At 74.2% G+C, this 23,474-nt stretch carries 19 protein-coding genes; 7 read left to right on the forward strand and 12 right to left on the reverse strand.

All coding sequences use genetic code 11. From position 1 onward, the window contains the following. The first annotated feature begins 4 nt into the window (after window positions 1-4). Window positions 5-2,794, forward strand: coding sequence for an FG-GAP-like repeat-containing protein (locus DZA62_RS11025; protein ID WP_157987598.1), 2,790 nt, complete (start codon window positions 5-7; stop codon window positions 2,792-2,794). Between the two features lie 110 nt (window positions 2,795-2,904). On the opposite strand, the gene DZA62_RS11030 is transcribed toward DZA62_RS11025, so the two are convergent. Genes DZA62_RS11030 through DZA62_RS11070 form a run of 9 tightly spaced genes read right to left on the reverse strand, consistent with a single transcriptional unit; the run spans window position 2,905 to window position 11,763 of the window. Continuing rightward, window positions 2,905-3,864, reverse strand: coding sequence for a Gfo/Idh/MocA family protein (locus DZA62_RS11030; protein ID WP_116948925.1), 960 nt, complete (start codon window positions 3,862-3,864; stop codon window positions 2,905-2,907). Further along, the gene (locus DZA62_RS11035; protein ID WP_116948926.1) at window positions 3,864-4,634 is read right to left on the reverse strand and encodes an amidohydrolase family protein; all 771 of its coding nucleotides are present in this window, start codon (window positions 4,632-4,634) and stop codon (window positions 3,864-3,866) included. Before DZA62_RS11035 ends, DZA62_RS11030 begins: the two co-directional genes overlap by 1 nt. Then, window positions 4,631-5,365 (reverse strand): isochorismatase family cysteine hydrolase, encoded by a 735-nt coding sequence (locus DZA62_RS11040; RefSeq protein WP_116948927.1) that lies wholly within the window; start codon window positions 5,363-5,365, stop codon window positions 4,631-4,633. Before DZA62_RS11040 ends, DZA62_RS11035 begins: the two co-directional genes overlap by 4 nt. After that, the gene (locus DZA62_RS11045) at window positions 5,362-6,264 is read right to left on the reverse strand and encodes an NAD(P)-dependent oxidoreductase (protein ID WP_116948928.1); all 903 of its coding nucleotides are present in this window, start codon (window positions 6,262-6,264) and stop codon (window positions 5,362-5,364) included. Before DZA62_RS11045 ends, DZA62_RS11040 begins: the two co-directional genes overlap by 4 nt. After that, the gene (locus DZA62_RS11050; RefSeq protein WP_116948929.1) at window positions 6,261-7,319 is read right to left on the reverse strand and encodes an oligopeptide/dipeptide ABC transporter ATP-binding protein; all 1,059 of its coding nucleotides are present in this window, start codon (window positions 7,317-7,319) and stop codon (window positions 6,261-6,263) included. Before DZA62_RS11050 ends, DZA62_RS11045 begins: the two co-directional genes overlap by 4 nt. Next, complete coding sequence (locus tag DZA62_RS11055) at window positions 7,316-8,320, reverse strand: ABC transporter ATP-binding protein (protein ID WP_116948930.1); 1,005 nt, start codon at window positions 8,318-8,320, stop codon at window positions 7,316-7,318. The genes DZA62_RS11050 and DZA62_RS11055 overlap by 4 nt, the downstream gene beginning before the upstream one ends. Continuing rightward, the gene (locus DZA62_RS11060) at window positions 8,317-9,174 is read right to left on the reverse strand and encodes an ABC transporter permease (RefSeq protein WP_116948931.1); all 858 of its coding nucleotides are present in this window, start codon (window positions 9,172-9,174) and stop codon (window positions 8,317-8,319) included. The genes DZA62_RS11055 and DZA62_RS11060 overlap by 4 nt, the downstream gene beginning before the upstream one ends. Beyond that, on the reverse strand, window positions 9,171-10,115 hold the full coding sequence (locus DZA62_RS11065; RefSeq protein WP_116948932.1) for an ABC transporter permease: 945 nt from the start codon (window positions 10,113-10,115) through the stop codon (window positions 9,171-9,173). The genes DZA62_RS11060 and DZA62_RS11065 overlap by 4 nt, the downstream gene beginning before the upstream one ends. Window positions 10,116-10,146: 31 nt before the next feature. Continuing rightward, window positions 10,147-11,763: an ABC transporter substrate-binding protein gene (locus tag DZA62_RS11070; RefSeq protein ID WP_116948933.1), complete on the reverse strand. Its 1,617-nt coding sequence runs from the start codon at window positions 11,761-11,763 to the stop codon at window positions 10,147-10,149. Window positions 11,764-11,876: 113 nt separating this feature from the next. On the opposite strand from DZA62_RS11070, the gene DZA62_RS11075 reads away from it, so the two are divergent. Next, window positions 11,877-12,818, forward strand: coding sequence for a dihydrodipicolinate synthase family protein (locus DZA62_RS11075; RefSeq protein ID WP_116948934.1), 942 nt, complete (start codon window positions 11,877-11,879; stop codon window positions 12,816-12,818). Here DZA62_RS11075 and DZA62_RS11080 read toward each other — a convergent pair. Next, entirely contained in the window at window positions 12,796-13,617 is an 822-nt protein-coding gene (locus DZA62_RS11080; RefSeq protein WP_116948935.1) for an AAC(3) family N-acetyltransferase, read from the reverse strand. The genes DZA62_RS11075 and DZA62_RS11080 overlap by 23 nt on opposite strands. A gap of 38 nt (window positions 13,618-13,655) precedes the next feature. Between DZA62_RS11080 and DZA62_RS11085 the strand changes: the two genes are divergently transcribed. From DZA62_RS11085 to DZA62_RS11095, 3 genes are read left to right on the forward strand one after another with little or no spacing between them, the layout of a single operon-like run. After that, the gene (locus DZA62_RS11085) at window positions 13,656-15,230 is read left to right on the forward strand and encodes a N,N-dimethylformamidase beta subunit family domain-containing protein (protein WP_116948936.1); all 1,575 of its coding nucleotides are present in this window, start codon (window positions 13,656-13,658) and stop codon (window positions 15,228-15,230) included. Beyond that, window positions 15,227-16,918, forward strand: a complete 1,692-nt coding sequence (locus DZA62_RS11090; protein WP_116948937.1) for a hypothetical protein — start codon at window positions 15,227-15,229, stop codon at window positions 16,916-16,918. The genes DZA62_RS11085 and DZA62_RS11090 overlap by 4 nt, the downstream gene beginning before the upstream one ends. Next, complete coding sequence (locus tag DZA62_RS11095; RefSeq protein WP_116948938.1) at window positions 16,915-18,018, forward strand: mandelate racemase/muconate lactonizing enzyme family protein; 1,104 nt, start codon at window positions 16,915-16,917, stop codon at window positions 18,016-18,018. The genes DZA62_RS11090 and DZA62_RS11095 overlap by 4 nt, the downstream gene beginning before the upstream one ends. A 5-nt stretch (window positions 18,019-18,023) precedes the next feature. On the opposite strand, the gene DZA62_RS11100 is transcribed toward DZA62_RS11095, so the two are convergent. Further along, on the reverse strand, window positions 18,024-19,337 hold the full coding sequence (locus DZA62_RS11100) for a YncE family protein (RefSeq protein WP_116948939.1): 1,314 nt from the start codon (window positions 19,335-19,337) through the stop codon (window positions 18,024-18,026). Window positions 19,338-19,544: 207 nt separating this feature from the next. Then, complete coding sequence (locus tag DZA62_RS11105) at window positions 19,545-20,873, reverse strand: aspartate aminotransferase family protein (protein WP_116948940.1); 1,329 nt, start codon at window positions 20,871-20,873, stop codon at window positions 19,545-19,547. Window positions 20,874-21,062: 189 nt separating this feature from the next. Here DZA62_RS11105 and DZA62_RS11110 point away from each other — a divergent pair, with 189 nt between their 5' ends. Together DZA62_RS11110 and DZA62_RS11115 are read left to right on the forward strand one after the other, a co-directional pair. After that, a complete protein-coding gene (locus tag DZA62_RS11110; protein ID WP_116948941.1) occupies window positions 21,063-22,091 on the forward strand; it encodes a Gfo/Idh/MocA family protein in 1,029 nt (342 codons plus the stop codon). Further along, window positions 22,091-23,452 (forward strand): ABC transporter substrate-binding protein, encoded by a 1,362-nt coding sequence (locus tag DZA62_RS11115; RefSeq protein ID WP_157987599.1) that lies wholly within the window; start codon window positions 22,091-22,093, stop codon window positions 23,450-23,452. Before DZA62_RS11110 ends, DZA62_RS11115 begins: the two co-directional genes overlap by 1 nt. The last annotated feature ends 22 nt before the right edge of the window (window positions 23,453-23,474 follow it).

Below are 23,474 nucleotides of genomic sequence, written 5' to 3' on the forward strand. Positions count from 1 at the left end.
CGACATGCCCCCTGTACGTCGCCGAACGTTCCTCGCCGGTGCCGCGGCCGCCGCGGGCGTGGCCGCGTTGCCCGGCCTCGCCACCGCGGTCACCGGCGCGGCCGGCACCACTCCCGGCCAGTGGCCGCTTCCCCGCGCCGACGCCCGCAACACCGGCCACCAGCCGCTCCCCGGCGGCCTGCGCCGGCAGCCGAAGGTCGTGGCCAGCGCCTACCTGGGCGGCTCGACACCCTGGGTGATGGCGGCCGACCTCGACGGTGACGCGTCGACGTCGCTGCTGTTCCTGACCGCCGGGTCGGTCGTCGCGACGGGTACGCGGCTGCAGCCGCGCTGGTCCGCGCCCGGCCTCTCCCCCGCGGACATCGCCGGCGTCTACGACCTGGCCGGCGACGGCGGCCGCCAGGTGGTCGTCATCGGCACGACGACGGTGGCGGCGCTCGACGCCGCGACCGGCGCCGTCCTGTGGTCGCACGACTTCGGCGCCGTCGTCGCGCTCGACTGGATGAGCATCGGCCCGCTCGCCGACGGTGTCGCCGGCCAGCAGATCGTCGTCTGGCCGTACCTCAGCCCCGTCGGCATCGCGATCGCCTTCGACCGGGGCGTCGCCGCCGGCTACGAGCTGTGGCGGACGTCGCCCGACTACGTGCAGCCCGCGTACGCGCCGGAGCTGGTCATCGGCGACGCCGACGGCGACGGCCACAACGAGCTGGTGATCGCCGGCTACGGGCAGATCCTCGCCTACGACGGCCGCACCGGCGCCCTCCGCGACACCGGGTCCGGCTGGCGTGGCCGCGTCGACTGGATCACCGGGCCGGACGTCGACGGCCGCAACTACGGCCAGGTGCAGCTGATCGAACTCGACGGCGACGGCCGGCTGGAACTGGTCGAGGTCTGCGACGGCGTCACACTGCACGTCGCCGCCGTCGACAGCGACGCCACCGGGCTGTCGCTGCTGTGGGACGAGTTCGTCGAGTTCCCCGAGAGCGGCAGGTCGCTGCGTACCACCGTCAACGGCGTCGGCGACCTTGACGGCGACGGCCGGGTCGAGATCGCGGTGTCGCTGTTCAACCACACCGGCGACGGGCGCTGGCACGTCGTCGTCATCGATGCGCTGCAGGGGTTCGACGGGCCGGTCAAGGCCGACCTCGTCGACCGCTACCTGTGGGGCGTGCAGGACCTCGACGCGGGCGGCGCGAGCCAGCTACTGGTCGGCGTCGCCACGGATCAGACGCCGCCGGCGGTCGCGGACCTCGAGCTGTACGCGCTCGACGGCGCCGGCGGGTGGACGCGGGCCTGGTCGATCCCGGACGCCCAGTACGTTCTCGACCCGCACACGCCGGTCCCGGCGACGCTGAGCCCGCACTCCCGGACCGGCCGGGCCGAGATCCTGCGCGCCGGGCCGCTGGCGTCGTTCGTCGTGCGGGCCGGCGGCGAGCTGCGCGGGTTCACCTTCGCCGCCGGCGCGGTCACGCAGACGTGGACGCGCGGCGACGACGGCGGCGTGCTGCACCGCGCCGGCGACCTCGACGGCAGCGGCTCGGCGACGGTGCTGTACCAGCGGCCCTCCGGCGAGCTGGTCGCCGAGGACGCCGCGGGCGCCGTCCTCGGCAGCACCCGGCTCGGCGCGCTCGTCTGCGACCCCGTCGTCGCGGACCTCGACGGGCGCGGCCGCAGCAGCGTCGTCGTCAGCGCGTTCGACCAGGTCCGGGTGCTGGACCTTCGTGGCAGGACGTTCAAGGAGCGCTGGCGGGTGCCCGGGCGCGGCGAGTACGTGTACCTCGGCGGGCTGCAGTCGGCGACCGCGGCCGACCTGGACGGCGACGGCCGGGCCGAGGTGGTGTTCGTCGACGCCGCCGGGCCGCGGTCGCGGCTGCGGGTGCTCGACGGCGCCGGGCGCGAGGTGTGGAGCCACGTCTTCGACGACCTGCCCGCGCCGACCTTCGCCGGGCCCAACGGCGTCTACCTGTGGACGTTCGGCGACTTCACCGGCGACGGCCGGCTGGACGTCTACGTCGGCGCGAACAAGGCCGGCTACAACACCGAGGTGTCGCGGATCCTCGACGGCCGCGACGGCGCGCTGCTGGCCAGCCGCGACAACGACGGTCCGGGGCACGCGGGCGGGCAGTTCGGCCCGTGGGTCGGCCCGCCGGCGGCAGCGGACACCGACGGCGACGGCGTCGACAACGCGTTCTTCCTGGCCGCCGACCTGCTCTACGACGTCAACGGGACGGACTTCGCCGACCCCGGGATCGTCCAGGGGCACGTCGGGCTCTACCACACGCCGATCCTGGTCGACGTCGACGGCGACGGCGCGCTGGAGGTCGTGCTGGCGGCCGGGTTCGACTATCTCGACGTCGTCACGTTCGCGCCGTCGCCGTCGGGCAGCACGCTCTGGCGGGTCGACACCGTGCCGGGCGCGCACCTGGGCCGCCAGCCCGGCATCGCCGACGTCGACGGCGACGGACGGCTCGAGCTGGGGGTGCTGCTGAACGACGGCACGTTCGAGTGCCGCGACGCCGCGACCGGCGTCCTGCGCTGGACCTACGACGTCGGGGCCGCCGGCAGTGCCGTCATCACTCTCGACGCCGACCGCGACGGCCGCCCGGAGTTCGTCGTCGGCACGGCCGACGGCCGGGTCGTCTGCCTCGCCGCCGACGGCGACCGGCCGCACGTGAAGTGGACGGTCGAGCTGGGCCACAAGCTCGGCGACGTCGTGGCGGCCGACGTCGACGGCGACGGGCGCAGCGAGCTGCTCGTCACCGCCGACGACGGCTACCTCTACGTCATCGCCTGAGGGCCGCCGCCGGCGCGCGTCGTCCCGCGACCTTGTTGATCTTGGAGTTGTTCGGCCTTCGAGGGCGAATTGCCCGATAGATGGCCGAACAACTCCAAGATCAACGTGGGTCAGGGGGTCGCGGGGAGGGCGCCGGTTTCCAGAGTGGCGAGGACGCGGGCGGCCGGCAGCACGTCGGCCGCCCGCACCAGGGGCGCCGGTCCACCGGCGACGGCGTCGAGGAAGGCGCGGTCCTGGGCGGTGACGGCGTCGAACTGGACGGTGGCGACGTCGCCGCCGTCGTAGACGACCTCGCCGTTCTCGCGCAGCAGCGGGCCGTCGACCAGCAGCGTCCGCTCCGGCGCGATGACGAGGAAGTCGCTGACCGGCTGGCGCGAGTGGTACGAGATCGCCACCGACGCCAGCCGCCCGTCCGCGGTGACGAAGGCGCCGGCGACGTCCATCGGCGCGCCGCTGCCGGGCCACGCAGGCGCCGCCGTGCCGGTGACGGTCACCGGGGCGGGCGGGCGCAGGTGCCAGAGCGCGGCGTCGACGGCGTGCCCGCCGTGGTGCCACAGCGCGCTGTCGGTCCAGTCGCGCAGCTTGCCGGTCCAGCCCATGTCGGTCTGCCGCAGCATCAGCTGCCGCACCACGACCAGCGTCGGCAGTGTGCCGGTCGACTCCAGCCGGTCCTGCAGGCGGCGGTGGGGCTCCCAGTAACGCAGCGTGTGCCCGACGGCGGCCACCCGCCCGGCCGCGGCGGCGGCGTCGGCGACGGACGACGCCTCGGCGGCGGACAGCCCCACCGGGATCTCGCAGAGCACGTGCCGGCCCGCCTCGAGCACTCGCACCGACTGCGCCGCGTGCAGGTGACTGGGCGTCGCGACGACGACCGCCTCGACGGCGTCGTCGGCGAGCAGTTCGTCCAGCGAGGTGTACTGCCGCGGAATCCGGTGCGCCGTCGCGAACGCGGCCAGCTCGTCCTGCTTCGGCCCGGCGACGGCGACCGGCGTGACGCCCAGCCGGGCCAGCGCCTGGGCGTGCACGTCGCCGATGGCGCCCGGCCCCACGATCGCGACTCCGGCCGGCATCAGCGCGCTCCTTCCGTGGCGGCGGACAGGCCGAACACCCGCGCGGCGGTGCCGCCGAGCACGTCGGCCGCCTGGGCGCCGTCGAGGCCCCAGGACGAGGACGCCAGCTCGACGGCGGCGTCGTACTCCCCCGCCGCCAGCCCGGCGCGGTTCCAGTCGCCGCTCCACATCGTCCGCTCCGGCCCGAACGCGGCCAGGCAGCGGTCGAGGTACGGCCGCGCGTCCGGGTACGGGTACGGCGTGCCGGCGTTGGCGAAGAACCCCGACCACATGACGCTGACGTTCGGCAGCTCGGCGAGCGCGAGCAGCCGGTCGAACGCGTGGATGTCCGGCGAGCCGGGCTGGTAGCGGAACCAGCCGAGGTGCTCCAGCCGGACGTGCAGCCGCGGCCGCGCCGCCACCACGGAGGCGAACCCGTCGGACACGACGTCGGCGAACGGGCCGGTCACGCTGGCGACCGCGCCCGCCGCCGCGAGCACGTCGAAGACCGCGGCGCCGCTGCCGTCCGGCAGGCCGCCCGGCGCCACCCGCAGCCCGGCGAACCCGGCGGCCAGCGGCGCCTCGGCGTCGTCGGCCCGGTCGACGAGCGCGACGCCGGCGAAGCGCGCGGGGTCGGCCCGCACGGCGTCCAGCAGGTACCGGTTGTCGCTGTTGCCGAGATGCTGGACGAGCACCGCGCCGCCGATCCCGGAGGCCGCCATCGTTGCCCGGTACCGCTCGATCGGGGCGTACTTCGGTGGCCCGGCATGCACGTGGGCGTCGACGATCACGGCACCTCCACGGTGGCGCAGGCCGCCCGGAACTCCTCGGCCGTCGACGTGTAGCCGACGTTGCACTCGATGTGGCGGATCGCCATGAAGTTCGCCCAGCCGCCCTCGCGGGTCTCCGGGAACTCGAACGTCGAGACGCAGTCGCGCAGCACGACGACCCGGTAGTTGCGGTACAGCGCGTCGGTGACCGTCGTCCCGAGGCACACACGGCTGTCGAAACCGACGACGACCAGGTTGCGGACGCCGCGGTTGCGCAGCGCGCTGTCCAGCTCGGTCTCGTGGAACCCGCTGTAGTACTGCTTGCGGATCAGCACGTCGTCGTCGTCCGGCGCGATCACCTTCGAGTGCTCCAGGATCGGCGTCGGCGGCTTCCACGCGGTCAGCACGTCGACGTCGCAGACCCGCTGCGACAGGTTGCGCCACTCGTTGCCCGCGTCGATGCCGGGCGACAGGTAGTTCGTCAGGTAGACGGTGGGCAGCCCGATCGCGCGGGCGGCGTCCTTGACCGGCCGGATCCGGTTGCGGACGATGTCGCGGGTCTCGGCGTCGACCTCGTAGATGCCGTCCAGGCCCTCGGGCACGTCGTCGTCGAAGCCGGCGCCGTACACGTCGACGATCAGCAGCGCGGTGTCGTCGAGCCCGAGGTCCAGCGGCTCCTCGGCGTGACCGAGCGGCGCGTCGATGGTCGGGTACAGCCGGTAGTAGCGGCCGGGCAGCCGCAGCGAGGTCATGGTCGCTCGTCCTCCTCGACGATGGGCGGGGTTCCGGGCCGGGCCCGGACGGCGTGCCGGTACAGCGCCTGGGTGCCCAGGTCGCCGTCGCCGGACTCGGACAGCCAGCGGTACCGCTCGCGCGCCGAGCGGCCGGCCGCGAGGTCCAGCGTCTGCTCGTCGCCCGCGGCCAGCGCCAGAGTGAGGTCCTTGATCATGTGGTCGATCTTGAAGCCGGGCGCGAGGTCGCCACGGATCAGCCGCGGCCACATGAACTCCAGCAGCGGCCCGGCGCCCAGCCCACGCCCGACGACGTCGGCGACGACCTCCGCGTCCAGGCCGAGCGCGCCGGCCAGTGCCCACGCGTCGGCGATGCCGCCGGCGATCCCGCCGATCAGCAGCTGGTTCACCAGCTTGACGCTCTGCCCGGTGCCCGGGCCGCCGATCAGCACCGGTGTGCCCAGCATCTCGAACGCCGGCCGGGCCAGCGCGAACGCCGCGTCCGAGCCGCCGGCCATGATCGTCAGCGTGCCGCCGGCCGCGCCCATCGGGCCGCCGGAGACCGGCGCGTCCAGTGCGGCCACACCGCGCTCGGCCGCCGCGGCAGCCAGCCGGCGGGCCAGCTCCGGCGGGCTGGTGGACATGTCGGCGACGACGGCGGGCGGCGTGGCCGCGGCCAGCAGCCCCGACGGGCCCAGGACGGCGTCCTCGACGGTCGCCGGGTCCGGCAGGAACGTGATCGCGAGGCCCGCGGCGTCGCCGGCCGCCGCCGCGGAGTCCGCCCACGCCGCGCCGGCCGCGAGCACGGGCTCGGCGCTCTCCTTCCGCCGCGAGTGGACGACGACCTCGTGGCCCGCGTCGACCAGCCGTTGCGCCACGGGCCGGCCCATCAGGCCGATCCCGACGACTGCGATTCTCACCCGACCTCCTCCGACACCACCGACGAGACGTTCGCGCCCGGCTCCTCGCCCTCCGTCGCGAAGTGACAGGCGACCGCCGACCCTCCGGCGGCCGGCCGCAGCGCGGGCCGTTCGGCCCGGCACCGCTCCGGCGCGCCCAGCCGGGCGTACAGCGGGCAGCGCGACGCGTAGTGGCAGCCCGCGGCGGCCGCCGGCGACTCGGCGGCCACTCCGGGCGCGGGCGCCGGGCCGGGCGCCTCCGCCTGGCTCACCTCGGCGCTGTCCCGCTCACCCAGCCCGGGCACGGCCGCGATGAGCCGGCGCGAGTACGGGTGCAGCGGGTGCTCCAGCAGCCGCTCGCGCGGCGCGACCTCGACCAGCCGGCCCTGGTAGAGCACCGCGATGCGCTCGCACAGGAAGTAGACGGCACGCAGGTCGTGGCTGATGAACAGCAGCGACAACCCCAGCTCGCGGCGTAGCCGGGCGAACAGGTTGAGGACCTGCGCCTGAACGGACACGTCCAGCGCGGAGACCGGCTCGTCAGCGACGATCAGCCGCGGGCCGAGACTCAGCGCCCGGGCGATGCCGACGCGCTGGCGCTGCCCGCCGCTGAACTGGTGCGGGTAGCGGTCCAGCATCGACGCGTGCAGGCCGACCCGCTCCAGCAGCTCACCGAGCGCGGCGTCGCGGCCGTCCGGCGCGGGCAGCCCGTGGATCTCGTACGGGTCGGCCAGGATGTCGCGGATCCTGCGCCGCGGGTTGAACGCGTGCTGGGTGTTCTGGAAGATCATCTGGACGGTGCGCCGGTAGGCCAGCAGCTCGCGGCCGCTCAGCGCGCCGACGTCGCGGCCGTCGACCAGCACCCGGCCGGCCGTGGGCGTGATCAGCTTCGCGACCACCCGGCCCAGCGTCGTCTTGCCGGATCCGCTCTCGCCGACCAGCGCCACCGACTCGCCGGCGCCGATGGTCAGCGAGACGTCGTCGACGGCGAGGTGCGTACGGCGGCCCGGGAGCAGCGCGCGGCGGGCGCCGAACTCGTGCGACACCCGCTCGATGGACAGCAGCGGCTCGGTCATCGGCGCACCCCTTCCAATGGGAAGTGACAGGCGGCGCCCAGCGCCAGGCCGTCGGCGCTGCCGGGCCAGGTCGACGTGCACTCGTCCGGCTCGCCCAGCTCGGTGAACCGGCGGCACCGGGCCTGGAACCGGCAGCCGCCGGGCCAGGCCGCCGGGTCCGGCGGCATTCCGGGCACGGTCTCCAGCTGCTCCGGCGGCACGCCTCCGAGCGGCGGGATGCTCCCGAGCAGGGCCGCGGTGTACGGGTGCCGCGGGGACGTCAGCACGTCCTCGACACCGCCCTGCTCGACGACCTGGCCGGCGTACATGACGACGACGCGGTCGCAGATCTCGCGGACCGTGCTGATGTCGTGCGTGACGAAGACGATCGCGGTGCCCAGCTCGTCGCGCAGCTGCACCAGCAGCCGCAGGATCTCCGCCTGGATCGACACGTCCAGCGCGGTGGTCGGTTCGTCCGCCAGCAGCAGCCGCGGCTCGTTCTGCAGCCCCAGCGCGATCGCCGACCGCTGCTGCATGCCGCCGCTGAGCTCGTGCGGGTACGCCGCCAGCGCCTGCTCCGGCCGGGCCAGCCGAGCCCGCCGCAGCGCGTCCAGTGCCCGGCCGCGGCGCTGCTGCGCGGTGAGGTCGGGATGGTGGGTGCGCAGGCTGAGCCGCAGCTGCTTGCCGACCCGCGCCACGGGGTTCAGCGCGGCGCCCGCGTCGGACGGGATCAGCGCCACCTGCCGCCCGCGCAGCGAGCGCAGGACGGACGGGTCGGCGCCGCGCAGGTCACGGCCGCCGAACGTGATGCTGCCGTTCACCACCCGGCCGCCGGACGGCAGCAGGCCGAGCAGCGCGAGCAGTGTCAGGCTCTTGCCGCACCCGGACTCTCCCACGATGCCGACGATCTCGCGCTCGCCGACCTCGAAGCCGACGCCGTCGACAGGCCGGGACACCCGGGTGCCCCGGCCGAACTCCACCGCGAGGTCGCGCACGCTCAGCAGCGGCTGGTCACCGGTCATGTGCTGGCCCCCTGGGGGTCGAGCCGGTCGCGCAGCACGTCGGCCATGATGTTGATGCCGAGGACGACCAGCAGGATCGGGACGCCGGCGATGACGCCGATCCACGGATGGCTGAGCACGAACCCGCGCGACTGCGCGAGCAGTGAACCCCACGACGCGTCCGGCGGCTGCACGCCCAGCCCGAGGAAGCCGAGGCCGGCCTCGTCGAGCACGGCGAAGCCGAGCAGCACCGTCGTCTGGACGATGAGCAGCGGCAGCAGCGCCGGCACGATCTCCTTGCGGATGATCCGCCACCGCCCGGCGCCGATCACCCGGGCCGCGTCGGTGTAGGCGAGGTCGCGGACGCCGACGACGGCGCTGCGCACCAGCCTGGCGTAGAACGGCCAGAACGCCAGCCCGAGCGCCAGCATCGTCGTCGTGAACGACGGGCCGAAGATGCCGACGATGCCGATCGCGACCAGCAGTGTCGGGATGGCGAAGAAGAGGTCGACGACCCGCATGACGGCGAGGTCGACCCAGCCGCCGAGGTACCCGGTGAGCAGGCCGAGCGGGACCGCGATGGCCGACGCCAGCGCGACCGCGCCGAGCGCGATCAAGATCGTCATCCGGCCGCCGACCGCCATCCGGGTGAACAGGTCGCGGCCGAGGTCGTCGGTGCCGAGCCAATGCTCGGCGCTCGGCCCGGAGAACCGCGCGGTCAGGTCCGTCGCGTTCGGGTCGTATCCGGAGATCAGCGGCCCGACCAGCATGAACAGCGCCAGGATCCCGAGCAGCCCGCCGCCGACGATCGGCTTCCAGCGCCGCTTCGTCCGCGGGCCGTCGACGGTCGCCGCCACCGCCGCGACGGCGCTCACGTGAGCCTCACCCGTGGGTCCAGCAGGCCCTGCAGGACCTCGGCCACGACGTTCACCACGATGAAGATCGCGCCGTAGACCAGCATGAGCGCCTGGATCATCGGGTAGTCGCGCTCGCTGACGCCGGCCGCGACCAGCCGGCCCATGCCGGGCCAGTTGAACAGCTCCTCGACGATGATCGAACCGGCCAGCAGGAAACCGACGGTCAGCGCGATGGCCACGATCAGCGACGGCATCGAGATGCGCAGCACGACCGTGCGGGCCACCGTCCCCTCGGGCAGGCCCTGGGCCCGCGCGTAGGAGACGCTCGGCTCGCCGCCGGTCTCGACGACGGCGGTGCGGGTGAGCCGGGCGAGGTACGGCGCGATCGCCAGCCCGAGCGTGAGGCTGGGCAGCACCAGCAGCCGCAGGTTCTGCGCCGGGTCGACGCCGAACGGCACGTAGCCCTGGCTCGGCAGCCAGCCCAGCTGCAGCGCCAGCAGCAGCATGAGCAGCGTCCCCAGCCAGAACCCGGGCGTCGCCAGGCCGACCAGCGTGGCGCCGGTGATGACGTTGTCGGCTCGGCTGCCGCGCCGGAACCCGGCGTACAGCCCGGCCGGGATGGCGATCAGCAGGCCCACCACCAGCCCGCCGAGCGCCAGCTCGAGCGTCGCCGGGATCCGGTCGATCAGGATCTGCGAGACCGGCATCCGGGATCGGTACGAGATCCCGAAGTCGCCGGTCACGACGTTGCCCAGCCAGCTGAGGTACTGCTGGTACCACGGCTCGTCCAGCCCGAGCTGGTCGCGCAGCCGCGCGACCAGCTCGGGGTCGCTGTTCACGCCGAGCATCGCGGTCACCGGGTCGCCCGGGATGACCCGGACGTAGGCGAAGGCCAGGATGCTCAGCCCGAACAGCAGCGGGACGGCGAGCAAGAGGCGTCGCGCGACGTACTGGACCACGGGCACCTCCCTCCCTGGTCGGCAGTGTGCGTCACTCGCTGAGCGTCGCTTCCACCAGGGTGTACGAGTCGGCGTCGACACCGGGCTTGTAGTTCTGCACCCGCTGGGTCATGCCGACCTGCGGCCACTGGTAGCCGACGACCAGCATCGGGAGCTCGTCGGCCTGCCATTCCTCCAGCTCCTTGATGATCTGGATCGAGGTGGCCTCGTCGACCTGCTGTGCCTCGGTGACCTTCGCGTTGATCTCCGGGTCGTCGAGGTGGGTCGTCAGCGCCGTGAGCGAGCCGCCCGTGGCGAACCAGTTCGCGTAGAGGTCCATCGAGTCGGCCGCGCCGGCGCCGCCGTGGTACATGGTGAACGCTCCGGCGGAGACGTCGCCCCAGTAGGCGGCCGGGTCGTACTTGCGCGGCGTCACCTCGATGCCGGCCTCCTGCAGGTTCTGCTGCAGGATCTGCACGTGGCACTCCGCGGCGGGCCAGTTGCCCTCGTACGGCACCTCGAAGGCCAGCGGGGTGCCGTCCTCGACGCCGTCGACGCCCTCGGCCACCCGGGTGCCGCCCCCGTCGGGCTCGACCCAGCCGGCCGCGTCGAGCAGGCTCGCGGCCTCGGCGAGGGCGTCCTCGCGGCTGCCGGCCTGGTAGGTGTTGATCTCCTCGTACGCCGGGTCCCACGGCCGCAGGATGTTGCCGTAGGTGACACCGCCCGTGCCGAACCAGCAGGCCTCCTGCTTGCCCTCGCGGTCGACGGCCCAGGCGACGGCCTGGCGCACGTCCTTGTTGTCGAACGGCGCCTTGGTCCGGTCCCAGCCCCAGAACAGCGGGGCGAGCTGGTCGGACTGGACGACCTGCAGGGTGCCCTCGGTCTTGAGCCGCTCGGCGTCGGAGTAGGCGACGCCGGCGAGGTCGGCCGAGCCGGACTCCAGGGCGGCGGCGTTGGCCGTCGGGTCGTTGTTGAACGACACCTGGACGGTCTCGATGCCCGGCGGCTTGAAGTAGTGCTCGTTCGCCGTGAACGTCATCTGGCTCTTGGGCGTGTACTCCGTCAGCGACCAAGGGCCGGACGTGATGGTCGGCATGGTGAAGTAGTCGGGGTCGGCGCTGACCGCGGCCTCGGACAGGATCGCGGCGTTGGCCGGACGGCCGACCAGCGCGGGGAACGTGCTCATCGGGCCGGACAGGGTGAACCGGACGGTGCTGTCGTCGACGGCCTCGACGGACGTCAGCGTGGCCAGCTGCGCCTGCAGCGCCTCGCCGGTCTTCATCCGCTCGAACGAGAACACGACATCGGCGGCGGTGATCGGCGAGCCGTCGCTGAACGCGATGCCGTCGCGCAACGTGAACGTGTAGACCGTGCCGTCGTCGGAGATCTCCCACGACTCCGCGAGGGCGCCGACGATCTCGCCCTCGGCGTCGCGTTCGGTGAGGGTTTCGTACATCATCGCCATCGGGACGCGGGAGGCGTCGGCGAACGCGGTGGACGGGTCGAAGCCCTGGGTGGGCTCCACTCCGAGCATCCGCAAGGGCCCGGTGGGCTGGCTGCCGCCGCCGTCACCCGCGGCCGGATCACTGGTCGAGCCACCGCCGCAGCCGGCCAGCACGACTGCGGTGACCAGCCCAGCGGCCAGGACTCGGAACTGACGCTTCGACATCACGCACTCCTCAGTGGTCGATCCGCCGGAGGGGATGGACGGGACCCTAGGTTCACCGTCAAAGTGTAGTCAAGTCTCTTGACATAGGTCCTATGTAAGGATTGGGTTACGGCATGAGCGACGGCTTCTCTCTGTCCGGGGTGTTCCCCGCGAGCCTGACGATGTTCGACGAGGCCGGCCGGCTGGACGAGCCGGCCACCCGCCGCCACCTGGAGTCGCTGGTCGACGCCGGTGCGCACGGCCTCGTGGTGGCCGGGACCAGCGGCGAGTTCGTCGCGATGTCGCCCGGCGAGAAGGTACGGCTGGTGGCGACGGCGGTCGCCGCGACGGACGGCCGGGTGCCGGTCGTGGCCGGCACCGGAACCGCGTCGACCGCCGAGTCGGTGGAGCTGACCCGGGCGGCCGCCGCCGAAGGCGCGGCCGCCGTGCTGGTGATCCTCCCCTACTACATGCGCCCGCACCGCGAGGAGGTGCTCGCGCACATCCGCACGGTCGGCGCGGCCAGCCCGGTGCCGGTGCTGCTGTACAACAACCCCGCCAACAGCGGCACCACGGAGTTGGACGCCGTCGACGTCGGCCTGCTCTACCGCGAAGGCGTCATCCACGGCGTGAAGAGCACCTTCCCGACCGTCCACCAGGTGCCCGAGGTGATCGACGAGACCGGCCCGGACTTCGCCGTGTTCTACGGCGGCTTCATGGCGCCGCTGTCCGGGCTGGCCGAGGGCGCGCACGGCTGGATCAGCGGGGTCCTGAACGTGGCGCTGACGGAGGCGCTCGCGCTGTACGACGCCGTGCGGGCCGGCGACCTGGAGACGGCCCGCCGCTGGGCGGCGGCGATCCGCCAGTACCGCTACCTCTACACGCGGCGGCCGCTCGGCCAGGTCGGCGACCTGGCGCTCTACCGGTCGATGCTGGAGATCCGAGGCGAGTTCGGCGGGCACTGCCGCACGCCGCTGCTGCCGTTGACGGCCGAGCAGCGGGCCGGGCTGGAACGGCTCATGGCCGAGAATCCGGCGCTGCGAGGCGCGGCGGTCAGCGGGGCCGCGCCTCGATGAGCCGGGCGGCGCAGCGCCGGCAGTGCGGGCGGCCGCAGATCCCGGCCAGCGGGTCGCGCCGGAACACGTCCGCCCCGGCGGACAGCACCCCGGCCGCCGGATACACGCGCCACCGGCTCGCGCCGACCACGTCCCTGCGCTCCAGCGTCGCCAGGTCCGGCGCAAGCCGCTCGAACCCGCGGGAGCAGCCGCCGTGCCGGGTCGGCACGGCGCCCGGCACGCCGGCGACCCGGGCCCAGCGCACCATCGGCGCCAGCCCGGCGTCCTCCTCGGCGGCGTGCAGCAGCGTCAGCGCGTCCAGCCCGACCCCGGCCAGCAGCACCGCGCCGTCACGGACCGCCAGCTCGCGCAGCGGCGCGAACACGTCCTCCGCGCTCTGCCCGGCGACCAGGTCCCGGGCCAGCGGGCCCACCGCGGCGAACGACGAGAGCGGGTTGGCGCCGCGGAACCGGCCGGGCCGCGCCAGCACGGCCCGCGGGATCGCGCCCATCTCCCGGTCGACGATGTCGCCGGCCGGGTCGTACCCGGTGGGAGGCGCGACCGCCGGGATGGAGCCGTCGTCCTCACTGTTGTGCGGCAACGGGACGTGTCCGGCCGGCGGCGGCGCCGCGAATCCCGCGCTCGCCGTCGGCACCAGCACCGTGCCGCCGCCGGCCAGCAGGCCGTCGACGAGGGCGTCCGCTCCCCCGCGCACCCGGCCGAACGACGACAGCGACGAGTGCAGGCAGACCGCGCGACCGGCCAGCCCGAGCCGATCGGCGGCGGCCCGCACGTCCGCCGTCGTCACCTCTGCGATCATCACTCCACCTCGAACCTAGGTTCACTGTCGGAGGGCACATGTTAGTGGGGTACGTCAGCGATGAGAACGACGTCGCCATCGCGGACGCCGCCGTCGAGCTGACCGGCGGCGACGGTGTCCCGGTGGGCTGCCGGTCCAGCGCCGGCGGCCGTGTCGACGCCGAGGTGGCGCCCGGCCGGTACGACGTCGTGCTCGCGCGCGACGGCTACGGTCCGAAGCGCACCACCGCGCTCGTCGGGGCCGAGCCGGTGCGGTTCCGGCTGCTCGCCGAGCGCACCTACGGGTTCGTCTGGCCGAAGGAGTCGACGTCGGGCGGCACGGCGGAGATCCGCGTCTCGTGCCCGCGGCCGTACCGGCTGTCGCTGTGGCGCTACGGCTCCTCGCGCGAGCACGTCGCACCGCTCGGTGTCGGCGAGCACGAGCCCGGCGCCACGGCCGTCCCGCTGCCCGACGGCGACGTGGCGGGGTCCGGCGTGGACTGGTCGCCGGGCGAGTTCCCCGGCCAGCGCGTGGTCGCGCCGGAACGCGGCGGCCTGTACTTCGTGCACGTCGACGACGACGGCGGCGGATTCCACGGGCTGCCGTGGATCGTCTCGCCGTCCTCCCCCACGGCGCGGGTGGCGGTGCTGGCCAGCGACCTGACCTGGGCCGCCTACAACTCCTTCGGCGGGCGCAGCAACTACCTCAACCCGGCCGGGCTGCCGGGGGCGCCCGCGGTGTCGCGGCGCCAGGACCTCGCGTTCTACGCGACGCCGGAGCGCGGCGAGTGGGAGGACGAGCACTACCCGCCGCTGTCGCTGCGCCGCCCGGACCCGGACGCCAGCATCCCACTCGCCGAGGACGTCGACGGACCCACGACCACCCGGTCCGGCCCGCACCTGGCCGCGGCGGACTGGCGGTTGCTGGCCTGGCTCGAGCGGCAGGGCATCGGGCACGACCTGTACGCGGAGTCGCGGCTGGACCGCGGCGAGGTGCCGCTGGACGCCTATCGCGTGCTGGTGCTCGGCTGCCACCCCGAGTACTGGACGTACGGCATGTTCGAGCAGGTCCGCGACTGGGTGCACGCCGGCGGCCGGCTGCTGCACCTCGGCGGCAACGGGCTCAACTGCGAGGTCGAGCTGCTCGACGGCGACCGCATGGTCGTCCACAACGGCGACACCCGCGAGCTCGGCCCCGGCGACGGCCCGGACTGGAGCCGGTTCACCCACCGGCGCGAGCCCGAGGCGGCGCTGCTCGGCGTCGGCTACGACCAGCGCGGCCTGCTGACGGCGGCGCCGTACGAGGTGGTCGCGCCGGACCACTGGGCGTTCGCCGGGACCGGGCTGCGCGGGGGCGAGCTGTTCGGCCGGGAGTCGCTGAACGGCCGCATCCTCGGCGGGGCGTCCGGCCACGAGACGGACAAGCTCTCGCCGCACTCACCGCCAGGCACGACGCTGCTGGCCCGCGGCGTGAACGCCGGCGGCGGCGGCGCGCATCTGGTGCACGTGCCGGCACTCGGACACGGCGAGGTCGTGTCCGCCGGGTCGATCGCGTTCGTCATGTCGCTGCTGGCCGACGACGTCGTCTCGGCGGTGACCCGCAACGTGCTGGACCACTTCCTGGCGCAGCGGTGAGCCCCCGTCTGTACGCCCCGCCGGACGGCCCGGCCGCCGGGTTCCGGGCCCGGACGCTGGCCGGCATGCTGACGGACGCACGGGCCTGGGCGACGCGTCCGGTGGACGGGGACTGGATCGCGCCCGCCGACGACGACCCGGTGTACGAGAACCTCTACGACCGGTTCTGGGCGATCATGACCGACGCCGCCGTACTCGAGCACCTCGCGCTGACGTCGCTGGTCAGCAGCTCACCGGCGGTGACGGACGCTGCGGTCGCCCGGCTCGCGGGGACGGCGCGGCGGTGGCGGCCCGAGGCCCGGCTGGCCCCGGACTACGGGACCGCCTACGCCACGACGCGCGTCGTCAAGGCGCTCGCGGTCGGGTACGACTGCCTGGCCGGCGCGCTCCCGTCCGCGGTGGCCGACGACGTGGCCGGAGTGCTGGCGGACTGCCTGCGCCGGCTGGCGGCGGACTGGTTCGCGCGGCCCGCGATCCGGGGACCCGTCGGCACCGGCGCCGGCCGGCACTCCCCGCACCACTCCAGTGTCGAGTGGTCCGCGTTCGGCGTCGGCGCGCTGGCGCTGCTCGGGCGCCTGCCGGAGGCCGCGGCGTGGGTCGACGACGCCGAGCGGCAGTTCCGGGAGCACCTGCTGCCCGGCGCGCTCGCCGCCGACGGCGGCGCGCCCGAGGGCATGGAGTTCTGGGCGTCGACCGTGCTCAGCCAGTTGCAGTTCCTCGAGCCGCTGCGCCGGGTCACCGGACACGACCTGCTGACGGCGCACGCCCGGTCGCTGGACCCGGCGCCAGGCCTGGCGGTGTACCTGCCGCGGCGCACGGCGACGGCGGACGGGCAGCCGCACTACGCGCCCAGCACCGGCATCAGCGCGGTGTTGTCGCTGCTGGCCCGTGAACGCGGCGACGCCGGGCTGGCCGCCGTCGCCGCCCGGGAGGACGCCGCCGGGCGCATGGAGGTCTGGCCGGCCCGGACGCCGCGCCGCGGCGAGCAGCTGTCCTTCTCGTGGAACGCCTACGCCGCGCTCTGGCACCCGGGTGACGCCGGCGGCGCTGCCGAGCCGGCGGCGCCGACCTGGCACTCCCCCACGCTCGGCGAGGCGCACGTCCGCTCCGGCTGGGGCCCGGGCTCGGTCGCCGTCACGGTCCGCCGCGGCAAGGTCACCGTCTGGGCCGACGGCGAGTGCGCGTTCGCCGACCTCACACCGGAGACCGTCGTCGACGTCGCGGAGTCGCGGCGCACCGGCTCCGGGGTCTACCGCACCGAGCCGGCCGGCCTGGAGCCCGCCGTGCTCCGGGTGGCCGAGGTGGGCGACGTCGCGGTCGTCACGGGCGCCGACGCGACCGGCCGGCAGCTGCTGCGGCTCACCCTGGACCGGCGCCGGCGCGCGGTCACCGTCGTCCGGCTGGACGGGCGGCCACGGCGCTGGTGGTGGGCGACGGCCGCGACGCCCGCCGTCACGACCGGGACCGTCACCGACGTGACGGCTGACGGCCACCGCCCGGACCTGCGGGCCGGCTACGGCCTGCTCGATGTCGTCGAGTCCGACCCGCGCGCGTACCCCGTCGCGGCGGTGGTGCCGGACGCGGGCCGCATCGAGGTGGCGCTGCGACTGGGCAAGAACCGGCCTGGCGCATCCGGCCCGCGTCGACAGGATCGAAGCGACGCCCAGCGACAGGAGGACCCCGCATGAAGATCACCTCGGTGACGGCCGTCCCGATCCGCGCGCAGCGCCGCACCCCGATGGTGGCGACCCAGGGTTCGATCGACGTGTCGGAGTTCGGCGTCGTGCGGGTCGACACCGACGAGGGGCTGACCGGCTGGGGCGAGATCGCGATGTCGTGGGGCCGGGTCGGCCGCGGCCTGTGCCAGGACGTCGAGCTGATCCTCGGCCCCGCGGTCGCCGGACTCGACCCGCGCGACCTGCCGCGCTGCGCCGCCGCGATGGAACGGCGGCTGCCGCTGCCGATGGACGGCGGGCACGCGGCCCGGGCCGCTGTCGAGATGGCGCTGCTGGACGTGGCCGGCAAGGCGCACGGCCTGCCCGCCTACCAGCTGCTCGGCGGCCGCGCCCGCGACGCCGTCCCCGTGGCCTGGCCGATCCCGTGGGGCTCGGCCGAGGCGACCGTCGCCGCCGCGGAGGAGGCGGTCGCGGCCGGCTTCCCCACCGTGAAGCTGAAGATCGGCCGGCCCGGCCGGATCGACGACGCGGTGGTCGCGGCCGTGCGCGCCGCCGTCGGTGACGACATCGCGATCAAGGTCGACGCGAACATGGCCTACCGCAGCGCCACGCAGGCCCTGGCCGCGCTGCGTCCGCTGGAACGGCACGGGCTGCAGCTGATCGAACAGCCGCTGCCGCCGCGTGACCTCGACGAGCTGGCCCGCCTGCGGGACCGGCTGGAGACGCCGCTGCTGCTGGACGAGTCCTGCTGGGAGCTGCGCGACGTCGGCGAGATCGTCCGCCGCGGCGCCGCCGACGTGCTCAACGTCTACGTGACCGAGATGGGCGGGCCGCTGCAGGCGGTGAAGGCGTTCGCCGCCGCCGAGGCCGCCGGGCTGACCGGCCTGCTGGGCAGCCAGTGCGAGCTGGGCCTCGCGACCGCCGCGTGCGCTCATGCCGGCGTCGTCGTGGCCAACCTGGCCTACGAGTCCGACGTGGTCGGGCCGCTGCGCTACGTCCGCGACATCGTGGCCGAGCCGCCGGTCATCGCCGGCGGCGTGCTGATCCCGCCGGACCGCCCGGGCCTCGGGGTCGAGATCGACCCCGAGGCCGTCGAGGCGATGCGCTGTTGACCCGGTCAGTCCCGGTAGCGGACGAACAGCAGCGGGTGGAACGCCGCGTCGCCGGTGGTCTGCCCGGCCATCAGCATCCCGGTGGCCGGCCGCCGACCGCCGAAGCCGGGCGGGACCCGGCTGCCCTGACGGTCGCTGAGCAGGTTCGGCCACAGCGCGGCGGCGACCCCGGGGATCGTGTGGTGCGTGATCGACCAGGCCACGCCGTCGGTGCTGGTGGCGACGACGAGCGCGGCGCCCTCGCTGGAGAACACGCTGATCTCGCCGTCCGGCGCGACCAGGATCTGCGAGTGGTTGTCCATGGCGCCGACGGGTACCGCGTCGCCGTCCAGCCCGCGCTGGTAGTAGAGCGTCCCGACGCCGCCGTCACGCCGGTAGAAGACGGTGTGGATCTCACCGGTCGCGTCCACCGTCAGGTCGGAGGCGTCGACCCAGTTGCCGTCACCGTCCGGCGCCGGGTTCGACGTCAGCACTTCCTGGTGCGCGAACGTGCGGCCGCCGTCGTCGGACGAGAACAGCAGCGCCGCGTCCAGGTAGGCGGAGTTCGCGCCGCCGAGGACGTACTGGCTGAAGCTGAGCGACACCTCGCCGGGAGCCGTGCCCGGCTGCACCCGCGGGTAGAGCCAGGCGCGCCCGGCCGGCGGGCTGCCGACGTCGCTGGTGTGCACGTCCTGCCCGGTGACCGTGTCGAAGACGTTGACCCGCAGGTCCCAGCCGTCGACGGCGTACGCCGAGTACAGGTAGCGGCCGGACGCGTCGATCGCCAGGCCCTGGTAGTAGCGCTCGCTGCCGGACGCGCGGACCGTGTGGTCGGTGAAGTCGGCGAAGTCCACGGAGCCGTCCGGCCGGCGCTCGGTGAACTCCAGCCGCACCGGGTAGACGGCGCCGAGGTCGGCCCCCGGCGCCGGCTCGACGCCCGGGTAGCACTCGGCGCCGGTGTAGCAGGCCACCTGCAGGTGCAGGTCGCCCTCGCCGTCCACGAGCAGGCCGACCGGCTGGTACACGTGCCCGGGCAGCCGGACGACGGGCGTCCAGACGGTCCCGTTACGCGAGCGCCACACCTGCGCCGACCACGGGTACTGGGCGCCGTCGCCGTCCAGCGTCGCGGCGTAGTACCAGCTGCCGTCGTAGACGACCTTCGGGATCTGCGCGCCCCACGTGGGCACGACGTTGGTGACCGCGAGGTCGTCGGAGATCACCGAGGCGCGGACGACGGCGGGCGGATCCGGGTCGGCGGCCGCGGACCCGCCGGCGCCGGAGAGGACCGCGGCGACGGTGGCCGCGGCGAGCAGGATGGTGCGGGAACGACGAACAGGCATGCGGGCTCCCTGGGTCGATGGATGCCCCAGACGCTAGGGACCGAACCGCCGGCGGACAGGACGCCTGCTTGCCCTCCGGTCCCCCGAACTTGCGCAGTCCGCCCGCCCCCGTTGATCTTGGAGTTATTCGTCCATCTATCGGACATTCCGGTCCACGTTGGCCGAAGAACTCCAAGATCAACGGGGGTAAGCCGCGGCGGAGGATGGTTACCAGTCGCGGAAGATGTCCGCGACGACCTCGAGGGTGCGGTCGACGTCGTCGTCGGTGTGCGCGGCGGACAGGAACCACAGGCCGCGCGGCACGATGTTGACGCCGCGACGCAGCAACGCGGCGTGCAGCCGGGCCATGCCGGCCCGGTCGGTCGCGGCGAAGTCGCGGTAGTCGCGCACCGCGTCGGCGCTGGTCAGGTACGTCTGGAAGACCGGGCCGGGTCCGTCGACCAGCATCGGCACGCCGGCCGTGGCGGCGGCGTCGCGAAGGCCGGACATCAGCCGCTCCCCGAGCGACCGCAGCCGCGGGTACAGCTCGTCGCCGTCGCGCTGCAGCCGGCCGAGCGTCGCGACGGTCGCGGCCATGCCGATCGGGTTGCTGTTGAACGTGCCGGCGTGGCCGACGGTGCCGGCGGTGATCTGGTCCATCACCTCGGCGCGGCCGGCGATGGCGGCGACCGGCAGCCCGCCGGCGATGGCCTTGCCGTACACCGCGAGGTCCGGGACCACGCCGAACCACTCCTGCGCACCACCGCGGGCCAGCCGGAACCCGGTGATGACCTCGTCGAACACCAGCAGCGCCCCGGCCTCGGCGGTCTGATCGCGCACCGCTTCGAGGAAGCCCGGCACCGGCGCGATGCAGCCGGTGTTGCACAGCAGCGGCTCCATGACGACGGCCGCGATCTCGTCGCGGTGTGCCGACAACAGCGCGGTGAACGCGTCGAGGTCGTTCCACGGCGCGAGGACGAGGTCGCCGGCGGCGCTGGCCTGCTGTCCACCGCTGCCCGGCACCGGGACCGGGGTCCGCGCCGGACCGGCCGCGTCGACCGGCGGGTGCAGGCTCCACAGCGCGGCGTCGAGCCAGCCGTGGTAGTGGCCCTCGAACTTGAGGATCTTCTGCCGGCCGGTGAGCCCGCGCGCCAGCCGCCACGCGCCGACGACCGCCTCGGAGCCGACGGTGTTGAACCGCACCAGGTCCGCGCCCGGCACCATCGCCTGGACCAGCTCGGCCGCCTCGATCTCCAGCGGGTGCTGGCCGGCGTAGGCCTGGCCGCGAGCGACCTGGCGGGTGACCGCCTCGACCACCTCGGGCGCGCTGTGCCCGAGGATCATCGGGCCCTGGCCGAGCACGTAGTCGACGTAGTCGTTGCCGTCGACGTCGGTCAGGTGCGCACCGGCGGCGTGGTCGACGTAGACCGGCTCGGGCAGGCCGCGCCGGGCGTCGCTGGACACACCGGCGGGCAGCACGCGGCTCGCTCGGGCGGCCAGCTCGGCGCCGCGCCGCAGCGGCGTGCGGGGGCCTGCGGCGACGGTCGGGTTCGTCATCGATCCTCCTCGATCTGCTGTGGTCCGACCGTAGAGTCCCTCGTCACGGGCGTGTCAACCGCGTCGCGCCGCGCCGGCGGAACAGGACAACTACGGGCCCGGGACGACACGAACCGCGCTTGTTGGCGCCGTCGGGCGGCCTCTAGCGTGACGGCTCCGCCGCACTACCAACGGGGAGGACGACGCATCGTGGACCAGCTCGGCATGGGCATCGTCGGCACGGGCATCATGGCCCGTCAGCACGCTGCCGTGCTCGCCGCCTATCACCGCAGCCGCGTGGCCGGGTGGAGCAGCCGCGACCCCGCGGCGGCCACCGGCCTGGACGAGTTCGGCCCGGCGCCCGTGTACGGCGACCTGGCCGAGCTGCTCGCCGACGACGCCGTCGGCGCCGTCCTCGTCGCGACGCCGGACCACGCGCACGCCGCGGCGGCGCTGGCCGCCGTCGAGGCCGGCAGATCGGTGCTGATCGAGAAGCCGCTGGCCACGACGGTCGACGACGCCCGCCGCATCCGGGACGCGGCGCGATCCGCCGGGGTCACCGCGATGACGCTCTACAACCACCGCTGGGTGCCGGCCTACTGGCAGGCGCACGAGCGGTCCGCCGGCCGCGCCCTGGGCCGGCCGGTGCTCGCCTATGCCCGCAAGAACGACACCCTCTACGTGCCGACGCAGATGCTGGACTGGGCGGACCGGACGACGCCGTCGTTCTTCCTGTCCGGGCACGACCTCGACCTGATCCTCTGGTACTTCGAGGACCACGTGGTCGAGGTCTACGCGACCGCGGTGCACGGCGTGCTCCGCGACCGCGGCATCGACACCCCCGACGCCGTCCAGGCCCAGCTGCGGCTGTCCGGCGGCGCCGTCGTCACCCTCGAGGCCTGCTGGATCTACCCCGACACCTTCCCCACCATGACCGACTCGTTCCTCGAGCTCGTGTTCAGCGACGCGGTGATCCACCTGGACCGCAAGCACGAGCAGATCGAGCTCGCCACGCACGAGTCGTTCGCCTATCCGCGCAACCAGCTCGCGGGCCGGGTCGGCGGCAAGCCGTCCGGCTCCATCGCGGGTGCCGTCGAACACTTCGTCGACGCCGTGCTCGACGGCCGGCCGCCGATCGTGTCGATCGACAGCTCGGTGCACGTCACCGAGGTCCTCGCCGCCATCGACCAGTCCTGGCGCTCCGGCCGGCCGGTCGACCTGACCGTGGAGACAGACTGATGAACAGACGTTCTCTCCTCCGCGCCACCGCCGTGGCGACCGCCGTCATGCTGAGCCTGTCGGCCTGCATCACCAGTTCGGACTCCGGCGACGAGCCCGAGACCGAGAGCACCAACGGCGGCGGCGCCAGCGGCGACGCCGCCGCGGAGATCACCGGCGACCTCGAGGTCGTCAGCTTCTACCCCGAGGGCTCCCCCGACTACGAGCGGCTCACCGGTCTGGCCGAGGAGTTCGAGTCGCGGAACCCCGGCGTCGACGTCACGCTCACCTTCGGCGGCGGCCAGGACGTGCCGCAGATCGAGGCGCGCTGGCGCGCCGGCGACCCGCCGGACGTCAACTACGGCTTCCTGGACGCGTCCGCGCCCGACGGCGGCCCGTGGGTGACGGCCGGCCAGGTGCTGCCGCTTTCCGACGCCATGCAGGAGCCGCTGGAGGGCTACGACGGCACGTGGGAGGACGCCATCCTGCCCGGCGTGCGCCCGCTGCTCAGCGTCGGCGACACCATCTACAGTGCGCCGGAATCGGTGACCACGCTGCAGTTCTTCTACAACGCCGCGCTGTTCGCCGAGCACGGCATCGAGCCGCCGCAGACCTTCGAGGACCTCGTCGCCGCCGCGGACACGCTGAAGGCGGCCGGCGTGGCGCCGTTCACCGTCACCGGCACCTTCCTGCCGTACCTGCAGATGTACTGGGACTACCTGGCTCTGCGGCACATCGGGCTGGACGGCCTGCAGCAGGCCATCGCCGGCGAGGTCGAGCTGGCGTCCCTGCCCGGCGCCGCGGAGGCCGCGGCCGACCTCGAGCGGCTGGTGTCCGGCGGGTACTTCCTCGACGGCTTCCGCGGCGTCGACTTCACCTCGGCGCAGATGTCGTTCTTCCAGGGCGACGCGGCGATGATCCTCATGGGGTCGTGGCTGATCGGCGAGATGGCCGCCGCCATCCCGGAGGGCTTCGAGGTGGGCACGTTCGCCTTCCCGACCGTCGACGGCGGCAGCGGCGACCAGGACGGCCTGTTCGGCGGCACCAACGGGCAGATCGTCGCGCAGGACGGCCAGAACCCCGACGCCGCCGTGGCGTGGCTGCGGTTCGTCGCGGAGCCGGAGAACCAGACCGCCTACGTCGAGAACACCGGCGGCATCTCCGCCTACACCGGCATCGCGGCGCCGGAGGGCTTCGAGGACGTCACCGCGATGCTCGAGCAGGGCGCCGCCTTCGCACCGTCGTACATGGGCATCCTCGCGCAGAGCCAGGAGGTGCAGAACGCCTACCAGCAGCCGGTCGCGCAGCTGTTCTTCGGCGAGATCGACGGCGCCACCATGCTCGCCCAGATGTCCGACGGCCTGCAGTCGGCCGCGGGCTGACCGCCGCCCCGCGGAGAGGAGT

Origin of the sequence: Jiangella endophytica, assembly GCF_003427025.1 — a bacterium.
GTDB classification, from domain to species: Bacteria; Actinomycetota; Actinomycetes; order Jiangellales; family Jiangellaceae; genus Jiangella; species Jiangella endophytica.

What these genes read in the sequence shown, in the direction of transcription:
- DZA62_RS11085 (WP_116948936.1), top strand. Translation starts at nt 13,656, where the DNA reads ATGTTAGTGGGGTACGTCAGCGATGAGAACGACGTCGCCATCGCGGAC.
- DZA62_RS11080 (WP_116948935.1), bottom strand. Translation starts at nt 13,617, where the DNA reads ATGATCGCAGAGGTGACGACGGCGGACGTGCGGGCCGCCGCCGATCGG.
- DZA62_RS11105 (WP_116948940.1), bottom strand. Translation starts at nt 20,873, where the DNA reads ATGACGAACCCGACCGTCGCCGCAGGCCCCCGCACGCCGCTGCGGCGC.
- DZA62_RS11070 (WP_116948933.1), bottom strand. Translation starts at nt 11,763, where the DNA reads ATGTCGAAGCGTCAGTTCCGAGTCCTGGCCGCTGGGCTGGTCACCGCA.
- DZA62_RS11115 (WP_157987599.1), top strand. Translation starts at nt 22,091, where the DNA reads ATGAACAGACGTTCTCTCCTCCGCGCCACCGCCGTGGCGACCGCCGTC.
- DZA62_RS11050 (WP_116948929.1), bottom strand. Translation starts at nt 7,319, where the DNA reads ATGACCGAGCCGCTGCTGTCCATCGAGCGGGTGTCGCACGAGTTCGGC.
- DZA62_RS11030 (WP_116948925.1), bottom strand. Translation starts at nt 3,864, where the DNA reads ATGCCGGCCGGAGTCGCGATCGTGGGGCCGGGCGCCATCGGCGACGTG.
- DZA62_RS11040 (WP_116948927.1), bottom strand. Translation starts at nt 5,365, where the DNA reads ATGACCTCGCTGCGGCTGCCCGGCCGCTACTACCGGCTGTACCCGACC.
- DZA62_RS11100 (WP_116948939.1), bottom strand. Translation starts at nt 19,337, where the DNA reads ATGCCTGTTCGTCGTTCCCGCACCATCCTGCTCGCCGCGGCCACCGTC.
- DZA62_RS11075 (WP_116948934.1), top strand. Translation starts at nt 11,877, where the DNA reads ATGAGCGACGGCTTCTCTCTGTCCGGGGTGTTCCCCGCGAGCCTGACG.
- DZA62_RS11025 (WP_157987598.1), top strand. Translation starts at nt 5, where the DNA reads ATGCCCCCTGTACGTCGCCGAACGTTCCTCGCCGGTGCCGCGGCCGCC.
- DZA62_RS11055 (WP_116948930.1), bottom strand. Translation starts at nt 8,320, where the DNA reads ATGACCGGTGACCAGCCGCTGCTGAGCGTGCGCGACCTCGCGGTGGAG.
- DZA62_RS11095 (WP_116948938.1), top strand. Translation starts at nt 16,915, where the DNA reads ATGAAGATCACCTCGGTGACGGCCGTCCCGATCCGCGCGCAGCGCCGC.